Annotated in this window: 22 protein-coding genes; 7 read left to right on the top strand and 15 right to left on the bottom strand. The window is 70.2% G+C overall.

The features are described from left to right. Positions 1–75: 75 nt before the first annotated feature. A complete protein-coding gene (locus tag ABD987_RS10360) occupies positions 76–1674 on the top strand; it encodes an ABC-F family ATP-binding cassette domain-containing protein (protein ID WP_345389653.1) in 1599 nt (532 codons plus the stop codon). 25 nt (positions 1675–1699) lie between these two features. Further along, complete coding sequence (locus ABD987_RS10355) at positions 1700–2881, top strand: 8-amino-7-oxononanoate synthase (protein ID WP_345389650.1); 1182 nt, start codon at positions 1700–1702, stop codon at positions 2879–2881. On the opposite strand, the gene ABD987_RS10350 is transcribed toward ABD987_RS10355, so the two are convergent. Together ABD987_RS10350 and ABD987_RS10345 are read right to left on the bottom strand one after the other, a co-directional pair. Then, positions 2847–3311 carry a GNAT family N-acetyltransferase gene (locus ABD987_RS10350; protein ID WP_345389647.1) on the bottom strand — a complete coding sequence of 155 codons (465 nt, stop codon included), beginning with the start codon at positions 3309–3311 and terminating at the stop codon, positions 2847–2849. The two genes, ABD987_RS10355 and ABD987_RS10350, sit on opposite strands and share 35 nt — an antisense overlap. A gap of 14 nt (positions 3312–3325) precedes the next feature. Beyond that, positions 3326–4138: a S1 family peptidase gene (locus tag ABD987_RS10345; RefSeq protein WP_345389644.1), complete on the bottom strand. Its 813-nt coding sequence runs from the start codon at positions 4136–4138 to the stop codon at positions 3326–3328. A 241-nt stretch (positions 4139–4379) separates the two neighbouring features. Between ABD987_RS10345 and ABD987_RS10340 the strand changes: the two genes are divergently transcribed. Beyond that, complete coding sequence (locus tag ABD987_RS10340; RefSeq protein ID WP_345389641.1) at positions 4380–5774, top strand: mycothione reductase; 1395 nt, start codon at positions 4380–4382, stop codon at positions 5772–5774. 312 nt (positions 5775–6086) lie between these two features. Here ABD987_RS10340 and ABD987_RS10335 read toward each other — a convergent pair whose 3' ends face one another. Further along, complete coding sequence (locus tag ABD987_RS10335) at positions 6087–7379, bottom strand: CynX/NimT family MFS transporter (RefSeq protein WP_378214015.1); 1293 nt, start codon at positions 7377–7379, stop codon at positions 6087–6089. Between the two features lie 48 nt (positions 7380–7427). Here ABD987_RS10335 and ABD987_RS10330 point away from each other — a divergent pair, with 48 nt between their 5' ends. After that, on the top strand, positions 7428–8105 hold the full coding sequence (locus ABD987_RS10330) for a FadR/GntR family transcriptional regulator (RefSeq protein WP_345389638.1): 678 nt from the start codon (positions 7428–7430) through the stop codon (positions 8103–8105). Positions 8106–8150: 45 nt separating this feature from the next. On the opposite strand, the gene map is transcribed toward ABD987_RS10330, so the two are convergent. The 5 genes from map to ABD987_RS10305 form a co-directional block, all read right to left on the bottom strand. Continuing rightward, positions 8151–9005, bottom strand: a complete 855-nt coding sequence (gene map, locus ABD987_RS10325) for a type I methionyl aminopeptidase (RefSeq protein ID WP_345389635.1) — start codon at positions 9003–9005, stop codon at positions 8151–8153. Between the two features lie 24 nt (positions 9006–9029). Then, the gene (locus ABD987_RS10320) at positions 9030–10835 is read right to left on the bottom strand and encodes a penicillin-binding transpeptidase domain-containing protein (protein ID WP_345389632.1); all 1806 of its coding nucleotides are present in this window, start codon (positions 10833–10835) and stop codon (positions 9030–9032) included. 72 nt (positions 10836–10907) lie between these two features. Beyond that, positions 10908–11762, bottom strand: coding sequence for a GNAT family N-acetyltransferase (locus ABD987_RS10315; RefSeq protein ID WP_345389629.1), 855 nt, complete (start codon positions 11760–11762; stop codon positions 10908–10910). 81 nt (positions 11763–11843) lie between these two features. Next, a complete protein-coding gene (locus ABD987_RS10310; RefSeq protein WP_345389626.1) occupies positions 11844–12251 on the bottom strand; it encodes a VOC family protein in 408 nt (135 codons plus the stop codon). 5 nt (positions 12252–12256) lie between these two features. Continuing rightward, positions 12257–13084: a helix-turn-helix domain-containing protein gene (locus ABD987_RS10305; protein WP_345389623.1), complete on the bottom strand. Its 828-nt coding sequence runs from the start codon at positions 13082–13084 to the stop codon at positions 12257–12259. 109 nt (positions 13085–13193) lie between these two features. Between ABD987_RS10305 and ABD987_RS10300 the strand changes: the two genes are divergently transcribed. Then, complete coding sequence (locus ABD987_RS10300; protein WP_345389620.1) at positions 13194–13448, top strand: hypothetical protein; 255 nt, start codon at positions 13194–13196, stop codon at positions 13446–13448. 5 nt (positions 13449–13453) lie between these two features. On the opposite strand, the gene ispG is transcribed toward ABD987_RS10300, so the two are convergent. The 3 genes from ispG to dxr form a co-directional block, all read right to left on the bottom strand. Then, positions 13454–14587, bottom strand: a complete 1134-nt coding sequence (gene ispG, locus ABD987_RS10295) for a flavodoxin-dependent (E)-4-hydroxy-3-methylbut-2-enyl-diphosphate synthase (RefSeq protein ID WP_345389923.1) — start codon at positions 14585–14587, stop codon at positions 13454–13456. A 136-nt stretch (positions 14588–14723) separates the two neighbouring features. Further along, the gene (locus ABD987_RS10290; protein WP_345389617.1) at positions 14724–15935 is read right to left on the bottom strand and encodes a M50 family metallopeptidase; all 1212 of its coding nucleotides are present in this window, start codon (positions 15933–15935) and stop codon (positions 14724–14726) included. Positions 15936–15941: 6 nt separating this feature from the next. Further along, entirely contained in the window at positions 15942–17147 is a 1206-nt protein-coding gene (gene dxr, locus ABD987_RS10285) for a 1-deoxy-D-xylulose-5-phosphate reductoisomerase (RefSeq protein WP_345389614.1), read from the bottom strand. A 96-nt stretch (positions 17148–17243) separates the two neighbouring features. Between dxr and ABD987_RS10280 the strand changes: the two genes are divergently transcribed. Continuing rightward, positions 17244–17498: a DUF2631 domain-containing protein gene (locus ABD987_RS10280; protein ID WP_345389611.1), complete on the top strand. Its 255-nt coding sequence runs from the start codon at positions 17244–17246 to the stop codon at positions 17496–17498. Positions 17499–17613: 115 nt separating this feature from the next. On the opposite strand, the gene ABD987_RS10275 is transcribed toward ABD987_RS10280, so the two are convergent. Continuing rightward, positions 17614–18843 carry an RNA-guided endonuclease InsQ/TnpB family protein gene (locus ABD987_RS10275; protein WP_345389608.1) on the bottom strand — a complete coding sequence of 410 codons (1230 nt, stop codon included), beginning with the start codon at positions 18841–18843 and terminating at the stop codon, positions 17614–17616. Between the two features lie 79 nt (positions 18844–18922). On the opposite strand from ABD987_RS10275, the gene ABD987_RS10270 reads away from it, so the two are divergent. Beyond that, positions 18923–19591 (top strand): peptidylprolyl isomerase, encoded by a 669-nt coding sequence (locus ABD987_RS10270; protein WP_345389605.1) that lies wholly within the window; start codon positions 18923–18925, stop codon positions 19589–19591. A gap of 31 nt (positions 19592–19622) precedes the next feature. On the opposite strand, the gene ABD987_RS10265 is transcribed toward ABD987_RS10270, so the two are convergent. The 3 genes from ABD987_RS10265 to ABD987_RS10255 form a co-directional block, all read right to left on the bottom strand. After that, positions 19623–20165: a hypothetical protein gene (locus ABD987_RS10265; RefSeq protein ID WP_345389602.1), complete on the bottom strand. Its 543-nt coding sequence runs from the start codon at positions 20163–20165 to the stop codon at positions 19623–19625. Positions 20166–20186: 21 nt separating this feature from the next. Beyond that, positions 20187–20948, bottom strand: coding sequence for an SUKH-3 domain-containing protein (locus ABD987_RS10260; RefSeq protein ID WP_345389599.1), 762 nt, complete (start codon positions 20946–20948; stop codon positions 20187–20189). A 97-nt stretch (positions 20949–21045) separates the two neighbouring features. Then, the gene (locus ABD987_RS10255; RefSeq protein ID WP_345389596.1) at positions 21046–21339 is read right to left on the bottom strand and encodes a DUF6881 domain-containing protein; all 294 of its coding nucleotides are present in this window, start codon (positions 21337–21339) and stop codon (positions 21046–21048) included. Positions 21340–21348: the final 9 nt, after the last annotated feature.

The following is a 21348-nucleotide window of genomic DNA, read 5'->3' as shown; positions in this document are numbered from 1 at the left end:
CGAAGGGAGCCGGGACGTTGATCTTCTGAGGTTTTTCCGCTTAGCCAAGCCGAAAAAACCTTTGAGGAGTCCCGTATGTCTTCGTCCATTGTCGTTTCCGACCTTTCCTTCTCCTGGCCCGACGGCGGGCCGGTGTTCGACCACGCCACGTTCACGCTCGGCCCCGGCCGTACCGGGCTGATCGGCGGCAACGGCGCGGGCAAGTCCACCCTGCTGCGGCTGATCAGCGGCGCCCTGACGCCCTCGGCCGGGTCGGTCTCGGTGCGTGGCACGCTCGCGTACCTGCCGCAGGACCTCGCCCTCGACCCGGACCGCCCGATCGACGAACTGCTCGGCATCTCCGCGATCCGCGCGGCGATCTCGGCGGTGGAGCGCGGTGACACCGACGAACGGCTGTTCGCGGTGATCGGTGACCAGTGGGACGTCGAGAAGCACACCCGTGCCACGCTTGATCAGCTCGGTCTCGACGCGGTCCCGCTGTCGGGCCGTGCCGGGGAGCTGTCCGGCGGCGAACTCGTCCTGCTCGGCCTCGCGGCGCAGCTGCTGCGCCGTCCGGACGTGCTGCTGCTGGACGAGCCGACCAACAACCTCGACCGCCGGGCCAGGGAGATCGTGTACCGCACGGTCGCCGGCTGGCCGGGCACGCTCGTGCTCGTCTCGCACGATCGCGAGCTGCTCGACCTCGTCGACCGGGTCGGCGAGGTGCGGGACACCCACGTCACCGTGTTCGGTGGGAACCTCAGCGCGTTCGAGGCCGCGCTGGCCGCGGAACAGGAGGCGGCCGAGCGCCGGGTCCGGGCAGCCGAGGCCGATTTCGCGCGGCAGAAACGCGAACTCGCCGACGCGCGGGTCAAGCTGGCGCGCAGGCAGCGCTACGCCCGCAAGCAGTGGGAGAACAAGCGCGAGCCCAAGGTCCGGATGCGCAAACGCCAGGAGGACGCGGAAATCGCGGCCGGGAAGCACCGGATCATGCACCAGGATCGGCTGGAGCAGGCCTCGGAACGGCTCAAGAGCGCGGAAAACGCCGTCCGCGCCGACGACGTCATCCGGGTCGACCTGCCCGCGACGTCCGTCCCGCCCGGCAAGGAGGTCCTGCGCCTGGCCGGGGTGGAACTGCGCAACGGACCGGTGGTGGATCTCGACGTCCGCGGCCCGGAGCGGATCGCGGTCCTCGGCGCGAACGGCGCCGGGAAGACCACACTGCTGCGGACGATCACCGGCGCGCTCGCCCCGCTCGCCGGGGAAACCGAGGTGCACGTGCCCGCCCGGCTGCTCCCCCAGCGACTGGATCTGCTCGACGACGAGCTGTCCGCCGTCGGGAACGTGCGGGCGGCGGCACCGTCGGTACCGGACAACACCGCCCGCGCGCTGCTGGCCCGGTTCCTGGTGCGGGGCAGGCACGCGGACCGTCCGGCGGGCAGCCTCTCCGGCGGCGAGCGGTTCCGCGCGACGCTGGCGACGCTGCTGCTGGCCGAGCCCGCGCCCCGGCTGCTGATCCTCGACGAGCCGACGAACAACCTCGACCTGGCCAGTGTCCGGCAGCTGACCAGCGCGCTGACGGCGTTCCGAGGCGCGCTCGTGGTGGTCTCGCACGACCACGAGTTCCTGCGCGGGCTGGGAATCACGCGCTGGCTGCGGCTGACGGACACGCTGCACCCGGTCGATCCGCCGTGACGCGCCGGGTGGGAGACTGCGGGGCGTGAACGCACCGGTCCCCCCGCAGCTCCCGCCCGACGAGGTCTTCGACTGGCTCGACGCCGAGGCGGAGAAGCGGGCCGGCGCGGGCCTGACGCGCAAGCTGCGTCCCCGCCCCGCGGTGGACCACGAACTGGACCTCGCCGGGAACGACTACCTCGGCCTGGCCAGGGACAAACGGGTCGCCGGCGCCGCCGCGGCCGCCGCGCTGCGCTGGGGTGCCGGGGCGACCGGCTCCCGCACGGGCAGCGGTTCGCTCGAACTGCACACCGAACTCGAGCACGAGCTGGCCCGCTTCTGCGGTGCCCAGGCCGCGCTCGTGTTCTCCTCCGGGTTCACCGCGAACCTCGGCGCGATCACGGCGCTTTCCGGTGCCGACGCGGCGATCGTGACCGACAAACACCTCCACCCCGCGCTCATCGAGGGCTGCCGCCTGTCCCGCGCGGACGTCGCGGCGGTGGCGCACGCGACGCCGTCGGCGATCAAGCACGCGCTGGCGACACGCCGCAAGCCGAGGGCGCTCGTGGTCACCGACGCGGTGTTCTCCGCCGACGGCGATCTGGCGGCGCTGGGCGAGCTGGCCGGGGCGTGCCGGGCGCACGGCGCGGCGTTGCTGGTCAACGACGCGCTCGGGTTCGGCGTGCTCGGCGAGGGCGGGCGGGGCGCGGTGCACGCGGCCGGGCTCGCCGGCGCGCCGGACGTCGTCACGACGGTGACGCTGGCGAATTCCCTTGGCGCGCAAGGCGGCGCGGTGCTCGGCCCGCGCCGGGTGATCCGGCACCTGGCGGAGTCGGCGCGCAGTTTCCTGTTCGACACCGCGCTCGCGCCCGGCAGCGCCGCCGCCGCGCTCGCGGCGCTGGGCGTGCTCCGGGCGGAGCCCGCCCTCGCGGCGAAGGCGATCGACGCGGCGGGGAACATCGCCGGTCACCTCAAGGCGGCTGGGTTCCGGGTCGAGCTGCCCGAGGCGGCGGTCGTCTCGGTGCGGGTGCCCTCCCCCGAGGTGGCGGTGTCCTGGGCCGAGGCGTGTGCCGAGCAGGGCGTGCGGGTCGGGTGCCTGCGGCCGCCGTCGGTGCCCGACGGGGTCTGCCGGCTGCGGATCACCGCGCGGGCCGATCTCACCGAGTCCGATGTGGACAAGGCGGTGAAGGTGCTCAGCGCGACGGCTCCGCACGGCGCCACATCGTGATGTGCGGGATACCGTCGTCGTCCACGAACTCCTCGCCGTGCGGGGTGAACCCGAAGCGCGCGTAGAACTCCTGGACGTAGGTCTGGGCGTCGAGCACGTAGTCGGTGTCCCCGTGCTCGACGAGGGCGGCCTCCATCAGCCGGGCGGCGAGCCCGCGGCCACGGGCCTTTCCCGCCGTGCAGACGCGGCCGATGCGCTGCACGTCGTCCGGTTCGGACAGCACCCGCAGGTAGGACTCAACGCCGTCCTCGCTCTCGAACCACAGGTGGCTGGTGCCGGGCAGCAGATCCAGCCCGTCCACGTCGAGATAGGCGGCTTTCTGTTCCACGACGAAGACATCGCAGCGCAGGCGCAGGATGTCGTGAAGCTGGGCCGCGGTGAGTTCGGGACCGGAGGCGATGAGCGGGGTGTGCACGCCTCTGCCTATCACACCCCGCTCCCGGCTCAGCCGAACACGCGTGGCCGCTCGTGCTCGGCGATGGCGTCGGCGTAGCTGGCGACGCGGGTGTAGACACCGGGTTTTCCGGCCTGGCCGCAGCCGACACCGTAGGAGACGACGCCGATCAGGGTGTCCCCGACGACCAGCGGGCCGCCGGAGTCACCGGTGCACGCGTCGACGCCGCCCTGCGGGTACCCGGCGCAGACCATGCTCTTCGCGTCGTACACGTCGTAACCGCTCTTGCAGGTCGCGTCGCTGGTCACCGGGACGACGGCACTGCGCAGGTAGTCCGAGCGCTCGCCGCCGTCGGCGACGCGGCCCCAACCGAGCACGGTGGCCTTGGTGCCCTCGCGGTAGAGCTCGCTGTCCGAGGACGTGGCGACCTTCGCGGGCCGGTACGGCATCCTGCCGCTCACGGTCAGCACCGCGATGTCGGCGCCCTTCTCCGGCCGGGTGAAGTCCGGGTGCTGCCACATCCGCGTCACCTTGTACACCGCGCCGTCGGAGGAGCGCTTGTCCTCGCGGCCCGCCACGACCCTGGCGTCGTCCTGTTTGACCGCCGCCGCGCAGTGCGCCGCGGTGACCACGGTCGCGGAGTCGACGATGACGCCGCCGCAGTACTGGTAGTTGTTGCTGTCGGTCAGGTACACCGCGTACGGGTGATCGGCCAGCGAGGCCTTGCCGCCGCCGACGATCCGGGGCTCGACGCCGCCGCTGTCCTGCGCGATGGCGTTGCCGACCACGACCGGCACCACCGCCGCGGTGAGCAGCAGCGCTCCGGCCGCGAGCAGCCACGGACGGCGCGAGGTCTTGGGCATGAATCGATCCCTTCACCGGATACTGGGCTATGCAGAAGAGCGCTCGGGAACCGGACGACTCCAGTACGTACACGAGCGGCTGGGCATACCCTAATCGGCGAGAGCCCGAAACGGTGTCACTGGAACGGGTGGTTTCCCTGCGCTGCGTCGTCACCCTGCCCTCCCGCGCCCGGGAACAATCGGGGTGGCTCCGGCGGTTGGCTAGGGTGGCAGACCGGCTTCTCACACGAAGGATGACAACGTGCCCCACTACGACCTGGTGATCGTCGGGACCGGATCCGGCAACTCGATCCTCGACCCGCGTTTCGCGGACTGGAAGACCGCCATCGTCGAAAAGGGCACGTTCGGGGGCACCTGCATCAATGTCGGCTGCATCCCGACGAAGATGTTCGTGCACACGGCGGACGTGGCCGCGACGCCGTCGAAGAGCGCGCGGCTCGGGGTCGACGAGGAACTGACCGGGGTGCGCTGGCGCGACGTCCGGGACCGGATCTTCGGCCGGATCGACCCGATCGCCACCGCCGGGGCGGAATACCGCCGCAGCCACGAGGACAACGCGAACGTCGACCTCTACGAGGGCGAAGGACGGTTCGTCGGGCACAAGGAGCTGCGGGTCTCGTTCGCCGACGGGCGTCCCGACGAGGTGCTGACCGCGGACCGGTTCGTGCTCGCCGCGGGCGGACGGCCGGTGATCCCGGACGTGCCGGGGCTGGCCGAGACCGGCTACCACACCTCGGACACCGTGATGCGGCTCGACGAACTGCCCGCGAGCATGGTGATCCTCGGCGGCGGGTACATCGCGGCCGAGTTCGCGCACGTCTTCGCCTCGTTCGGGGTCGCGGTGACCGTGGTCAACCGCTCGGGGGCGCTGCTGCGCGCGGAGGACGACGATGTCAGCGCGCGGTTCACCGAACTCGCGTCGCAGCGCTTCGACGTCCGGCTGGACCGCAAGGTGGTGCGGGCGCGGCGGACCGGGGGCGGGGTGGCACTGGACCTGGAGGGGCCGGAAGGGGCCGAGACCGCCGAGGCGGAGGTGCTGCTGGTCGCCACCGGGCGGCGGCCGAACTCCGACCTGCTCGGCCTCGACGCGACCGGAGTGACCACTGTGGACAGTGGGCACGTCGCCGTCGACGAGTACCAGCGGACGGTGGTGGACGGCGTCTACGCACTGGGCGACCTCTCCTCGCCGTACGAGCTCAAGCACGTCGCGAACCACGAAACCCGGGTGGTACAGCACAATCTGCTGCACCCGGACGAGCAGATCGCCGCGGATCACCGGTTCGTCCCGCACGCGGTGTTCACCGCGCCGCAGGTGGCCTCGGTCGGCCTGACCGAGCGGGCCGCGCGTGAGCGGGGTGTGTCCTTCGTGGTGGCGAAGCAGGACTACGCCGGGATCGCCTATGGCTGGGCGATGGAGGACACCACCGGCTTCGCGAAGATCCTGGCGGACCCGGCGACCGGCCTGATCCTGGGCGCGCACATCATCGGCCCGCAGGCCTCCTCGGTGATCCAGCCGCTGATCCAGGCGATGAGCTTCGGCCTCGACGCGCGCAGCATGGCGCGCGGCCAGTACTGGATCCACCCCGCGATGCCGGAACTGGTGGAGAACGCCCTGCTCAACCTGCCCCTGGACTGACCCCCGGCGGCGTTCCCATCACCGGGGTAGCCCCCTCCTGCCCTGGGGGGCGGCCCCGACAACATTCTATCGCCGGGGTACGACGGAACCGCGTTTCCGGCGCCGGGGAACGGAAGTTGTCCACAGTCGCCGGGGGCTGTGGACACGCGTCTCCGGCGGACGGTCCCCACCGAGGGACGCCCCCGGTGCGCTGGACGCACCGAGGGACGCCCCCGTCGCAGTGAACGCACCAGGGGCGTCCCTCGGTGCTCCGCCTCCCGCCCCCGCCCCGCACTGAAAGCGTCCTTCAGCTAGCAAGGCACCAACGAAAACTCAGATGTAGCGGGGACGTCCGGCCAGGAAACCGAAGAGGATCTGCGCGACGTAGACGGCCAGCATCACCAGCCACGGCACCGTCCAGCCACCGGTCAGGTCGTGCAGCGTGCCGAACAGGAACGGGCCGACCGCGGCCAGCAGGTAACCGAAGCCCTGCGCCATCCCGGACAGCCGCGCGGTGTCCTCCCCGCTCCTGGCCCGCAGCGCGATCACGGTCAGCGCGAGGGAGAACACGCTCATCCCGAGCCCGACCAGCAGGCTCCACACCAGCGGCGCCGCGCCCGGCGCGACGAGCAGGCCGACCATGCCGGCGAAGCCGCACAGCCCGAGCGCGACGATCCACAGGCTCTGGCTGCCCTGCCGCGCGGCCATCGGCGGCACGATGAGGCTGATCGGGACGGCGATGATCGAGATCAGGCCGAGCAGCAGACCGGCGTCGCCCTTGCTGACCCCGGCGTCCATCAGGACCTGCGGCAGCCAGCCCATCACGACGTAGGCGAGGAACGCCTGGAGCCCGAAGAAGATCGTCACGATCCACGCGAGCGGGACCCGCAGCAGCGATCGGCCGCCCCCGGCGGCGGAAACCTCCGCCCTCGGGGCCCGTCCGGTGCCCCGAGCTGCGAGAATCCAAGCGACAAACGCGATCCCGGAGAGCACCGCCCAGCTGCCGAGTGCGGGCCGCCAGCCGCCCAGCGCGGTGTCCAGTGGCGGGGTGACCGCCGAGCCGAGCGCGCCGCCACCCTGGAGCGCGGCGGTGTAGACACCGGTCATCATGCCGATGCGGGCGGGGAAGGAGTCCTTGATGACCACCGGGATCAGCACGTTGACCAGCGCGATCCCCGCGGTCGCGACCAGGGTGCCGCCGAGGACGACGTACGGCCCGTCCAGCACGCGCAGCACCAGCCCGGCCGACAGCACCACCAGCGCGGCCCCGATCGCCGTGCCGATGCCGAACCGGCGGGAAAGCAGCGGCGCGGTCAGCCCCGCCCCGGCGAAGCACAGCCCGGGTAGCGTGGTGAGCAGGCCCGCCCAGACCGACGAGGCGCCGAGCCCGTCCCGCATCTCGGCGAGCAGCGGGCCGACGCTGGTGATGGCGGGGCGCAGGTTCAGCGCGGTGAGGACCACCGCGACAGCCAGCAGCGCACCCCCCGCGATGACACCGGCGCGGCGAGGTTGCGCGTCTTCGACCGCACCTTCGAGCTCGAGTTCGAGCCGCTCGGCATATCCCGAAGCGGCAGGAGTGGTTTCGGCGGAGGTGGACGGAACGGAATCTCGGGAGTCGACACGCACGTCGGCTACTATTTCATACGTAGGATGATTGGATGAAGGGATAACTCTGTGCCTTTGGCCACGACACGTCGGGCCGGCCTGGTGGACCAGGTCATCGAGCAGCTACGGGAAGCCGTGACGCGCGGTGAATGGCCGATCGGCGAGCGCATCCCCACCGAGACCGCGCTGGTCGAACAGCTCGGCGTCGGCCGCAACACCGTTCGCGAGGCCGTGCGCGCGCTCGCGCACTCCGGCCTGCTGGAGGTGCGCCAGGGCGACGGCACCTACGTCCGCGCGACCAGCGAGGTCTCCGGCGCGATCCGGCGCCTGTGCGGCACCCAGCTGCGCGAGGTGCTCCAGGTCCGGCGGCTGATGGAGGTCGAGGGCGCGCGGCTGGCCGCGTCCGCGCGGACCGAGGAGGAACTCGCCGAGCTGCGGGAACTGCTGGAGCACCGCGACATCGACCAGCGGGACAAGGAGGTGGCCGACTTCGCCCGCACCGACGCGGAGTTCCATCTGGCGGTCGTGCGCTGCGGGCACAACGCCCTGCTCACCGAGCTCTACCGCGGGATTTCCGAGGCGATCACCGCGAGCGTGGCGGCGACCTACGACGACCCCGAGCACGCCGAGATGATCAAGCACCGCGGCATCGTCGACGCCATCGCCGAGCGGGACGCGGACCGGGCGGCCGCCGAGGCGGCCGGTTTCCTCGACGAGCTGCTCGCCCGCCTGGACGAGAAGAAGTAGCGACGTGGTGTGCGAGCGGCGAATCCGCTCGCACACCACCCGGCACTACGGCAGGGTCAGGATCTCGGCACCGTCGGCGGTGACCACCAGGGTGTGCTCGAACTGGGCGGTCCACTTCTTGTCCCGGGTGGTGACGGTCCAGTCGTCGTCCCAGAGGTCGTAGGCGATGGTGCCGAGGGTGATCATCGGCTCGATCGTGAAGGTCATGCCCTCCTCGATCACGGTCTCGACCGAGGGCTCCTCGTAGTGCAGCACGGTCGGCGGCGTGTGGAAGGCGGGGCCGACGCCGTGGCCGGTGAAGTCGCGGACGACGCCGTACCCGAAACGCTTGGCGTAGGACTCGATGACACGGCCGATCACGTTGAGCCGGCGCCCCGGCCGCACCGCCTTGATGGCGCGCGCGGTGGCCTCGCGGGTGCGCTCGACCAGCAGCCGCACCTCCTCGGAGACGTCGCCTGCGAGGAAGGTCGCGTTGGTGTCGCCGTGCACGCCGCCGATGTAGGCAGTGACGTCGATGTTGCAGATGTCCCCGTCCTCGATGACGGTGGAGTCCGGGATGCCGTGGCAGATGACCTCGTTGAGCGAGGTGCAGCACGACTTCGGGAACCCGCGGTAGCCCAGTGTCGAGGGGTAGGCCTGGTGGTCGAGCAGGAACTCGTGGACCACCTTGTCGACGTCGTCGGTGGTGGCACCGGGCTTGACGGCCTTGCCGCCCTCCTCCAGCGCCTGCGCGGCGATGCGTCCCGCGACACGCATGGCCTCGATGACCTCGGGGGTGCGCACCCCGTTGCCGGTGTCCGGTTTCGGCGAGGGCCGGTCCACGTATTCGGGACGGGTGATGCTGGCGGGGACGGCGCGGCGCGGCGTCTGCACGCCTGGCCTGAGCGGAGCACGGGACATGCCCTCCACCCTACGACGCACCGGTCAGACCGCGTCCCGCAGGAACCGGTGCGCGGCCTCGACCGCCGGTTTCGCCGAGCCCGCGTCGGTGAGCAGCACCGCGAACGCGAGGTCACCGGCGTAGCCGACGAACCAGCCGTGCGCGTGCGTCCCGTCGCCGAACTGGGCCGTCCCGGTCTTGCCCCGGACGTCGGGCAGCTCGCGCAGCCCGGTCGCGGTGCCGTCGGTGACGACCTCGCGCATCATGCCGCGCAGCGCGTCGAGCACCTCCCGGCTCGGGGGAAGGCCGGTGCCGCTCGCCTTCGCCGGCTGTCCCCGCACCAGCGAGGGCAGGGGCACCCGGCCGGACTGCACGGCGGCCGCGGCCAGTGCCATCCCGAACGGGCTGGCCACGACGGCACCCTGGCCGATCGCGTTCTCCGCGCGCCGCGCCACCGTGTCCGCGGGCGGAACCGACCCGGTCACCGTGGTCAGGCCGGGGATGACGAAATCCGCCCCGATGCCGAGCGCGCGGGCGGACTCGGTCAGCGCCGCGGGCGGCAGTTCGGTGGCGAGCCGCGCGAAGGTCGTGTTGCAGGAGCGGGCGAACGCGGTCGAGAGCGGGACGGCCCCGAGGGCGAACCCGCCCTCGTTCGGCACCGTCCGATCGGCGAACCTCGCCGTACCGGGGCAGTCGACGGCGTCCTGCGCGCGCACCGATCCCGCGGAGAGCGCCGCCGCGGCGGTGACGATCTTGAACGTCGACCCCGGCGGGAACCGGCCGGTGAGCGCGAGCGGGCCCTGTTCGTCCGCCGGATCGTTCTGCGCCACCGCCAGTAAGTCCCCTGTGGACGGTTGCACCGCGACGAGCGCGGCGGCCGCCGGCACCGGCTCCAGCGCCTTTTCGGCCGCTGACTGGAGTTTGGCGCTCAGCGTGCTGATCACCGGCGGTGCGGCCGTCGCCTGGTGCAGGTACAGCTCGCCCGTCTCGGCCCCGCCGCCGCCGATCCTGGTCACCCGCCAGCCCGCGGTCCCGGCGGCCCGCTGCCCGGCGAGCGCCCGGATCGGGGGCAGCACCTGACGCCCGGTGTCCCTGGTGGCGCCGAGCAGCTGTTCCTGACGGCTGAACCACACCCCCGGCAGGTCGTAGATCGCCGGTTTGACGCGCTCGTAGTCACCCGCGCGCAGGGTCAGCACCGGATACGCGCCGCCGGGCTTGGTGGCCTTGATGCCGTCGAGGACCGACTTCCCGGTCACGCTCGGCTCGAACCGGTGCAACGCGGATCCGAGGCGGGTGGCGACGTCCTCGGCGTCGGGCGTGCGGGCCGGGTCCACCACGACGCCGACGACGGTCTGCGGCCGCAGCAACGGGACGCCGTCGCGGTCGAGGACCGGGGCGAGCGGGGGCGGGGCGGACCGGACCGCGACGCTCTCGCCGTCTTCCAGTTCGGGATGGACGACCTGGGGCCGCCAGTGCACCTCCCAGCCGTTCTGCGCGGCGCGCACCTGCGCGGAGGTGGTGTAGGACCACGTCCGCCCGCCGGACAGACGCCAGGTCAGCCGGTAGGTCCCGGTCCCGGAGGTCCCCGCCTTGCCGAAGTGCCGGTCGGTGACCTCCACCGACTCCGGCGCGAGCGCGGACCGGACCCGGCCCAGTGTCGCGCGGGCCTGGTCCGGGGCGTCGGTGACCCGCGCGGCGGCGTCGGCGTCACCGGACACGACGGCGGCGAGGAACTCGTCGAGCACGTCGTCGGCCTCGGGCGCGCCGCAGGCGGTGAGGGGGACGACGGCCAGCAGCGCCAGCGCGAGTGCCGTGGCGCGGGATCGGGGGCGCGGTGGGGCGGAGCGCATGGGGCCGGATGGTGCCAGTTCACCGGAACGGCGGCGGCCCGCAACGCCGACCCGGAAGAGCGAACGTACCCGTCAGAAAAGGACGGTCGCGTACTGGCCGACCTGCTTGAACCCGATCTTGCGGTACGCGGCGAGCGCGGGGGTGTTGAACCCGTTGACGTACAGGCTCGCGGTGCGGCCGAGACCGCGGACGAGGCGGGTCGCGACCGCGGCCGTGCCCGCGGTGCCGATGCCGTCGCCGCGGCGTCCCGGATGGACCCAGACGCCCTGGATCTGCCCGACGGTGGCCGACATCGCGCCGATCTCCGCCTTGAACACGACTTCGCCGTTCTCGAACCGGGCGAAGGCCCGCCCCGCCGCGATCAGCTCGCTCACCCTGGCGCGGTAGCTGGCGCCGCCGTCGCCGCTGCGCGGGTCGACGCCGACCTCCTCGATGAACATCGCCACGGCCGCCGGGAGATAGCGTTCGAGTTCGTCGGGCCGGACCGCGCGCACCGCCGGATCGGCCGCGACCAGCGGCGGCCCGTCCAGCGCCATCAGCGGCTGATCGTCGCGGATCTCCCTGGCCGGGCCCCACTCCCCGGACAGCTCGTCCCACAGCCCGAGCACCTGTTCGGCCGGGCCGACCAGCGACGAGCAGCTGCGCTGGCGGCGCAGCGCCCGATCGGCGAAGGACCGCAGCGCCGAAGCGTTGCCGCGCAACGGGATCAGGTTCGGCCCGGAGAAGCACAGGCCCTGCAGGCGGGCGGCCCGGATCGGCCGCGACTCGGCCGCCCAGAGCTCACCACCGAGCCGCCACGGGTCGAGGCCCGCGGCCTCGACCCTGGCGCTGACCATGCAGCTGCCCACCGGGTCGGCGGCCAGCGCGGCACGGACCGCCGGATAGTCCCGATCATCGAGCAGCCGTGCACCTGCAAGCCGCAACACGGTGTCTAGCCTGCCAGATGAACGCCGTGAACGGAACGCAAGCCCGCGTATACGCTCGGGCAAACCGCGTGCGTACGGCGGTCACGCCGCCCCGCGGTAGGTGCCGATGGTCCAGGCGTTGCCCTCCGGGTCGCGAAGGCTGAAGGTGTGCGACCCGTAGTCGGTGTCGTGGAGGTCGAGGGTGATCTCCGCGCCCGCCGCGCGAACACGCTCGTGGATCTCGTCGACGTGGTCCGAAACGACGTAGGCGACACCGCCGCCGGGCTTCATGTTGTCGTGGACGCCGTCGTCGGGTTTGACGCTGCCGAGCATCACGCCACCGCCCTCGGGCCAGCGCAGTTCGGCGTGCTGGACGAGACCGTCGTCATCGGAGACCACGAGAGCCTCGCGGAACCCGAGGACGTCGACGAGGAACCGGATGGCGGCGGGCGCGTCGCGGTACCGGAACGCGGGCCGGACAGTGGGAAGTAGTGTTTCTGCTTCGCTCATGCACCTCAGTCTTGTTCGCCGAAGACCTCGGAGTCTTGGAGGAACGGGAGCTCCTCGCGGATCCACGTCCGCGGTGAGCAGCCCGCCAGTGCCCGCCATTCGTTGGACAGGTGGGCCTGGTCGTAGAAGCCGCATTCGACGGCGATGCCCGCGAGGTCGACCGGTCCGCCACGCCGGATCAGCGCCCCGGCCCGCTCGAACCGCAGCACCCGCGCGGCCTGCTTCGGCGCGAGCCCGAGTTCGGCGCGGAACCGTTCCCCGAAATGCCGTCTGCTCCAGCCGATCTCCCCGGCGAGGTCGGCGACGCGGACCTGCCCGGCGGCACCGCGCATCCGCCGCCACGCCTCCCCCAGCTCCGGCGCGGGCTCGACCACTTCCCCGGCCCGCGCGGTGAGGACCTCGTCGAGGATCGCGAAGCGCTGCTGCCACGTCGGCGTTTCGACGAGCCGTTCCGGCAGCGACGCGAGATCCGGCAGGTCCAGTTCGTCCAGCCCGACGACGTGGCCGCTCAGCTCGGCCGCGGTGACGCCGAGCAGCGTGCGCACCCCGAGCGGGTCGAGTTCGAGGTGGATCCCGGCCTGGACGAGGTCCTGTTCGATCAGGATGGCCTCGGTGTGCAGGCCGCCGACGAAGGCCTGCGCCCGTTTCGTGTACTCGGGCCGGGGGCCCGCCATCCGCACCGGCCCCTCCAGGCTGATGATGAGCGTCACATGCCGGGACGGCAGGCCGCGGTGCACCGGCAGCGTCACGTTCCGTTGCGCGTAGCCGACATAGCGCGTGACCAGCGGCCGCACCACGGGATGCGGCGTGCGGACGGCCCAGCTGACGTTCACACGACCAGCCTAGGCCGACGTCCTCGCCAGCGGGGCTTCACCGGAGTTTGCTAACACGGACGAGGGCGTGACCCGTCCCCCGATGTCCCCGCCGCGCGAAGGAACCACCATGACCATCCAGGAACAGGCACACCAGCTGGAACAGCTGGCCGAGCAGGTCCCCACCGGGATCGCGCTGGCCACCAAGAGCGAGCTGGAGGAGCTGCGCTCGCTCGTGCTCGGAGTGCTCGGCGAAACGTCGACGGCGGTCGCGATCCAGGGCGCGATCGAACTCGCCGGCGCGCAGATCGACGATCTGACCGCGGCGCTGGAGAACGTCAAGATCCAGATCCGCGACGCCGCCCAGCACCACCTCCAGGGCTGAGGCCGTCAACCCACCGTGACGACCGGCTCACCCTCGCCGACGGTCTCGCCCGCCTCTTCGGCGATGCGCATGGCTTCCTCGATGAGGGTCTCGACGATCGCGTGCTCGGGCACGGTCTTGATGACCTCGCCCTTGACGAAGATCTGGCCCTTGCCGTTGCCGGAGGCGACGCCGAGGTCGGCTTCGCGCGCCTCGCCGGGTCCGTTGACGACGCAGCCCATCACGGCCACGCGCAGCGGGATCTCCATGCCCTCCAGCCCGGCGGTGACCTGCTCGGCGAGCGTGTAGACGTCGACCTGCGCGCGTCCGCACGACGGGCAGGAGACGATCTCCAGCTTGCGCTCCTTGAGGTTGAGCGACTGCAGGATCTGGATGCCGACCTTGACCTCTTCCACCGGCGGCGCGGACAGCGACACCCGGATGGTGTCCCCGATGCCCTGGCGCAGCAGGGCACCGAAGGCGACGGCGGACTTGATCGTGCCCTGGAACGCCGGGCCCGCCTCGGTGACGCCGAGGTGCAGCGGGTAGTCGCACTGCTCGGCGAGGAGCTCGTAGGCCCGCACCATGACCACCGGGTCGTTGTGCTTGACCGAGATCTTGATGTCGTGGAAGTCGTGCTCGGCGAACAGCGACGCCTCCCACAGCGCCGACTCCGCCAGTGCCTCCGGCGTCGCCTTGCCGTACTTGTCCATGATCCGCTTGTCCAGCGAACCGGCGTTGACCCCGATCCGGATCGGCGTGCCGTGGTCCTTCGCGGCCTGCGCGATCTCCTTGACCTGGTCGTCGAACTTGCGGATGTTGCCCGGGTTCACCCGGACCGCGGCACACCCGGCCTCGATCGCGGCGAAGACGTACTTGGGCTGGAAGTGGATGTCGGCGATCACCGGGATCTGCGACTTCTTCGCGATCGCGGGCAGCGCCTCGGCGTCGTCGGCCGACGGGCAGGCGACACGCACGATGTCGCAGCCGGCCGCGGTCAGCTCGGCGATCTGCTGGAGCGTGGCGTTGACGTCGGCGGTGAGCGTGGTGGTCATCGACTGGACCGAGATGGGGTGCTCGCTGCCGACACCGACCGGGCCCACCATCAGCTGACGGGTCCTGCGGCGCTCGGAGAGGACGGGCGGTGGCAGGGCTGGCATACCTAGCGCGACGGTCACGGCACCCAGCCTACCTACTCCGACCGGGGCACCTTCACCAAGTCAACCGTGACGGTGAGCAGTATTACGGGCGGTGCGGCGCGCACCGGCCGGGCCACGACCCGACCGGTGCGCGTGACTACGGCAAACGGATCGGGTTGACGATGTCCGCGGTCACGGTGAGCAGCGTGATCCCACCGCCGATGACGACGAGCACGAGCGTCACCGCCGACAGCTTCGTGTAGTCGACCGGCCCGCCCGCGGCCTTGCCCCGCAGCTTGCGGAACCAGTCGCGGACACGCTCGTACCAGACGATCGCGATGTGCCCGCCGTCCAGTGGCAGCAGCGGCAGCAGGTTGAACACGCCGATGAAGAAGTTGAAGCTGGCCAGGAGGAAGAAGAACAGCGGCCAGAGCCCGCGTTCGACCGCCTCGCCGCCGATGCGGCTCGCGCCGACGACGCTGACCGGGGTGTTCGGGTCCCGTTCGCCGCCGAAGATCGAGTTGACCACCGCCGGGATGCGCTGCGGGAACTCGACCAGGCGCTTCGCCGTCTCGGAGAACATCGTGCCGGTGAAGCTCACGGTCTTGCCGACCGCGTCGACGGGGCCGTAGCTGAGCAGGCCGGGCGGGTTGGCCGCCGAGGCGCCGATCATGCCGACCTCCTTCACCGAGTTGTCGGTGAGCAGCCGCTGTACCCGGGGGATGTCGATGGTGATGGGGAGGGTCTGCCCGCCCCGCTGGACCTGGAACACGGTGGGCCCGCCGGCGGCCTGGACGGTGTTGAGCATGTCGTTCCAGGTCGGCGTCGGCTTCCCGCCGACGGAAAGCACCTTGTCGCCGGGCAGCAGCCCGGCCTTGGCGGCGGGCACGAGGTCACCCGGCGCGCAGGTGGCGTTGTTGACCTGCTCGGTGGTGGTCGCGGCCTTGGCGCACGAGGTCTTCCCGATGACCGCTTCCACGGTCGGGTGCAGGTTCGGCAGGCCCATGGTGACCGCCATGAGGTAGAGCACCACGAACCCGAGGATGAAGTGCATGACCGATCCGGCGGCCATCACCACGGTCCGCTTCCAGGTCTTGAAGCGCCACATCGCCCGCTTGGTCTCGTCCGGGGTGATCTCGTCCATCGCGGTCATCCCGGCGATGTCGCAGAAACCGCCCAGCGGGATCCACTTGAGACCGTATTCGGTCTCGCCGCGGCGGAAGGAGAACACCGTGGGCCCGAAGCCCACGAAGTACCGGCGCACCTTCATCCCGAAGGCCTTCGCGGTCAGCATGTGACCGGCTTCGTGCAGCGCCACGGAGATACAGATCCCGAGCGCGAACAGCACTATCCCGACGATATAGGCCACGACGCGCTACTTCCCCTTACCGATCATCGATCCGGCACGCGCGCGAGCCCACCGCTCGGCCGCGAGCACATCCGCCACGTCGCGAGGCTCGCGACGCCATTCGTCGGCGGCTTCCACCACCTGCGAAACAGTGTCCACGATGGAGGTGAAGCTGGTGTTCTGCGCCAGGAAGGCGGCCACCAGTTCCTCGTTCGCGGCGTTGTAGACCGCCGGGACGCAGCCGCCCAGCTCCCCGGCGTGACGGGCCAGCCGCACCGCGGGGAAGGCGTCGTCGTCCAGCGGCTCGAACGTCCAGCTCGCGGCCTTGTCCCAGGTACAGGCCGCGGCGGCGCCGGGGACGCGGTCGGGCCAGTGCAGGGCCAGCGCGATGGGCAGCCGCATGTCGGGCGGGCTGGCCTGGGCGATGGTGGAGCCGTCCACGAAGGTCACCATCGAGTGAACGATGGACTGCGGGTGCACGGTCACGTCGATCTTCTCGGCCGGGATGTCGAACAGCAGCGTCGCTTCGATCAGTTCGAGGCCCTTGTTGACCAGGGTGGCCGAGTTGATCGTGATCAGCGGCCCCATCGACCAGGTCGGATGCGCCATCGCCTGCTCGACGGTGACGTCGGCGAGCTCGGCGCGGGTGCGGCCGCGGAACGGGCCGCCGGACGCGGTCAGCACCAGCCGCGCGACCTCGGCGTCCCGCCCGGCCCGCAGCGCCTGCGCGATGGCCGAGTGCTCGGAGTCGACCGGGACGAGCTGCCCCGGCTTGGCCGCGGCCAGCACGAGCGGACCACCCGCGATGAGCGACTCCTTGTTGGCGAGCGCGAGCGTGGCGCCGGTGGCCAGCGTCCGCAGCGTCGGTTCCAGGCCCTGGGAGCCGGGCAGCGCGTTGAGCACCACGTCGACGCCGACCGCGTCGATGAGCTCGGTCACCGCGTCGGCCCCGGCGAAGATCCGCGGGATCCGGAACTCGCCGCGTGCGTACCCCCGCTTCTGCGCCTCGGCGTACAGCGCGAGCTGGAGATCCTCGACGACGGTCGGCTTCGTCACAGCGACCGCGTCGACCTCGTGCGCCAGCGCCTGCGCCGCCAGCGCCTGGGGATCCGAGCCGCCCGCGGCGATCCCGGCGACCCGGAACAACCCCGGGTTACGGGCCGCGACGTCGAGGGCCTGGACTCCGATGGACCCGGTCGAGCCGAGCACGAGCACACTTCGCGAAGTAGTCATCGCGAGCCATTATCGCCCGGGTCGTGTCGGTGGCGCCCGCCCCGGTGTGGGATCATCCGGGGGTACGTGTTGTTCCGGGTCTCAAGGAGTTTGATCGTGGTGAGCAAGGCGGTCGAGAAGCGGCCCGAGGTCGACCCGCGCGACGAGCCGTCGGCAGCGTGGGGCTGGCACGGTGAGTTCCCGAAGGCCACCCGGATCGCGGGCTGGGCGAGCGCGGTCATCCTGCTGCTGATGCTCAAGGGCAACCACGAGAACAACACCGAGAACGTCTGGCTGGTCGGGCTCGCGGCGTTCATCGTGCTGCTGCTGGTCCTGGACATCCGCAAGCGCCGCACGGCCTGGCGCAAGTGACGTCCTCTCCCACCCCTGTGGGAGGTTCCTCCCCGTCGTAGTGCGGTTCAGGGAGGAAGGTTCACGCATCCGGCTCCCTATACGGGTGCCTCGCCCTGTCTGGACTGCGCGTGCTCTACGACCTACCGTGACCGCTCACGGTAGGTCCCGCCCGTCCGGCGGTGGATAGTGCTCGGTCACGGATATTTATTGCCGCGTTGCGATCAGCGTGGTCGGTGTGACCGCAGTGAACGCATGCGAACAGGCGACCGCATCCTCGGCGGGAGTCGGGATCGCGGACACCGCATTCCGCACAGGTTTGCGAGGTACCCGGTGCAGGCACCACGACCAGCGTTCCGCCGCTCCGCTTCGCCTTATACCCCAGCTGACGACGAATCTCGAACCATCCCTGATCGTAGATCGACCTGTTGAGTCCAGCCTTCTGCAACACTTGACGGCCAGGATGTTCGATAGTGCCCTTCGCTGAGCGAGCCATGTTGGACACACACAAGTTCTCGATCGCGATCAGGCCGTGGTTGTTGGCCAGGTCGGCGGTGAGCTTATGGTTCCAGTCGGCGCGACGGCGGGACTGCCGAGCCTTCATCGTCGCGATCTGTGCGATGGTGCGGCGAAGCCGTTTACTGTATCTACCTCGGCTGTGTCTCTTCGCGTACACGATCTGACGGGCCTTGCGCTGCTCCAAGCCGCGGAGCCGCTTCTTCTCACCGGGGCTGAAGATATCGGGACGCTGCCGTTCGCTCTCCTCACTGGAGAGAAACACCGAACAAGCTATCCCGAGATCCACCCCGACCGGCGGCCCAGTGTTGACGAGCGGTTCGACTGGCTCCGGCTGGTGAACACCGAACGCGATATGCCAGCCCAGGCCATCCTGGCTCACCGCAGCATTGCGCACGACGCCCTCGATCGGCCGGGCCAGCCGCAGCCGCACCCATCCCAGCTTCGGCAACCACACCTGAGCCATCCGCCGAGACACCTTGCGGATACGCACTGCCTGCCCGGGGAACGCCACTCCTTGCCGACCCCGTTTGCGCTTGAATCGAGGGAATCCAGCCGGGTGAGCTGGGTTCCAGAAGTTGTCATACGCCGTGTCAAGTTGCCGCAACACCCGCTGAGCGCACTGAGCAGGCAGATCCCGCAGCCATTCATGCTCCCGTCGCGCCTCGGTCAACTCGACACACTGGTCCACCGCGCGCACCGTGACACGTCGCGCGGACCGATATGCCCAGACCCGCTCCGCCAGGGCTACGTTCCTCACGGCCCGGCAGGTGTGCGTCCACGACACGAGCCGCTCCGCCTGTACCGAATCCGGGTACAAGCGGAGCCGCGAGGCCGTGTTCGCCTTCATGCCAGGACCGTATACGGCAGGTACGACAGTTATTGCGCAAGACAGACAGGCCAGCCTACGACCGCTAAACTCGCGGGTCATGAAGCTGCGCTGGGGTCTCGCTGTCGTCGTTTCACTGCTGGCCACCCTGGTGGCCCCCGCCGTAGCCTCGGCGGCACCCGCCTCCGGGTTTCCCGTTGTGCGGTGTTCCTTCACGCCGACACCCGAGAACCCGGCGGCACGACCGGTGCTGCGTCCGCTGCCCTTCGCGCTGACGCACGGCAGCGTCGACGTGACGTTCCGCTTCAACTACGGCCCGGTGACCGTGCGGCTCGACCGCGCGGGCGCGGCGCCGTGCGCGGTGCACAACATGGCGAGCCTGGTGCTCCAGCGGTTCTACGACCACTCGCAGTGTTGGCGCCTGACGAACTCGGCGCGGCTCGGCGTGCTCCAGTGCGGGGACATCTACGAGGTCGAAAAGGGCGGGCCAGGGTACAAGTTCCCCGACGAGGTCACCGGTGCCGAGACCTACCCGCGCGGGACGATCGCGATGGGCAACCAGGGCGCGGGCACGAACGGGAGCGAGTTCTTCATCGTGCACTCGTTCGCTCATATTCCCGCTCAGTATTCGGTGCTGGGGCGGGTTGTCCGGGGCATGGACGTGCTGGACCGGATCGTGGCGGCGGGGATCATCCCCAGCGAACGCGGCCCGCTCGACGGAGCACCGGCCAAGCCGGTCAAGATCGACCGAGCCACCTTCAGCTTCTGAGCACCTGGGCGCTCTTACCCAAGCCGGTCAGCTATTCGTCCTCTGGAAGAGCTCCCATCACATACTCGCCCTGAGGAAAAGCTCCAGTCAAACGCGAAAACCGGTCTCGGTCCACCTCGACCCGGTCGAGGATGTCCCGGGCGGCGTAGTCGAACTTCCCGCCTAGCTCGCCGTAGAGGATCCATAAGCCCTCCCGCGCGCGGGCCCGGCACTCGTCGCCCAGCTTCGGGTTGCCGCGCGCTGCTGCTTCTTCGTCGGCCTCACCGGCAACCAGCTGGAAGAGAAGTTCCAGCACGTGCGGCTTCGCCGCAGGAGAAACCCCTTCGACGAGAGCGGCGAGAAGGACGGGCACCACCGCGGGCGCCGCTTCGAAGAGCTGCCCCTGCACGACCACGCAGTTCTCGAGTTCCCAGTAGTATCGCTCGGCTTCAGCGTTCGACGTCGCCAGCAGCAACCCCGCGATACTGCCCGGCACCCTCTTCGATCGGTCACCCATGACCGGGAGCGATTCCCAGTCCGTTCTCCGAATTTCTTCTCGGGCCAAGACAGCCACCGCACCGATGTTTCCCGTCACAGCCACTCTTCCGTTCGATCCTCACCGCACAGCGTGCTTGAAGTCGGGAACATCGGCGACCGACGCCGGATCGCCGATCGGCCAGACCCGAAATCCTTCCGGTGCCCACACTCGCGATAGTTGAATTCCCCTCAGACACGCGTCGCACCAGAACAGCAGATAGGCCTTCCGCGTTTCAGGAAAGCCCACGTAACGAATCTCCAGCCGGTATTTACTACAAGTCGGGCAGGAAACGAAGGCGGCGTCACCCCTGCCGGCGTCGATCACCGTGACCAGCTTCTTCACCCATGCCCTGCGCGACGACCTGACACCCGATCCCTTGTAGGGAACGGACATGCCCTTGTCTCCCGTGGCGTTCTCGATGAACTCGAACACGTCCGTACCGAACTCGACGAGGACCTGGTCATACCCACCGAACCAGCGGCCGTCCTCGCCGAGAAACACAGTCATGTGCCGGGAGAACGCCTCGCCGACGGGAACCACGGCGACCCCGGCCTGCTCGGTGTACTCGGCCGCCAGTCCCCAGCTGATCCCGGCACAGGCCTCCGCGGCCGAGAATATGATCTCATCGTGCCCATACGGCCTCCGGACATCCACGAACAGACCGGAGAAGTTACGCAGGAAGTCGACGGCGGCCGGAAACACCCGGTACCCGTCCTCCTCCAGCGCCCGCAGATCCGCGTCGATGGGCACCCGGCGACTCGGTGACCAACGCGCCTTGCGCAGGGCACGAATCGCCGGACGCACGACTTCCGGCGCGGAACCAGGATTCTCGATCAGCATTCGGAGATCCCCAGAAAGAAGCGACCGCAGTCAAGTTCACCGATCGAAAACAAGGAATTTTCGAGACTTTCACTCCAGTCGACAAATCGGTGTCCCGTCACAGCCACCCTTCCGTTCGAGCCCGCTCCCACATAGCCTCGAAGTCTGCTCTTTCCATGGTCGCGGCCGAAAATTCCGCTTGCGCGTTGATTTCCTCGAGTGGAGGCATCGGAGCCTCAGCGAGGAACACGCGATCGGTTTCCCGGACGGCATCCGCCCAGTCCATCCGGCCATCGCGATACACCTCGACCCTGCGAATCTCGTACCCGTCTTCGCCTATCTCGCCGAACGTCTCGACAGGTTCGACCTCAAAGTCGTGACGCCATTCAACACGAAGAAACCAGCTGGCCAATCCTCACCT

It is taken from the genome of Amycolatopsis samaneae (genome assembly GCF_039541975.1).
Lineage (GTDB): Bacteria > Actinomycetota > Actinomycetes > Mycobacteriales > Pseudonocardiaceae > Amycolatopsis > Amycolatopsis samaneae.
This window is presented reverse-complemented; position numbering and strand designations above follow the sequence as displayed.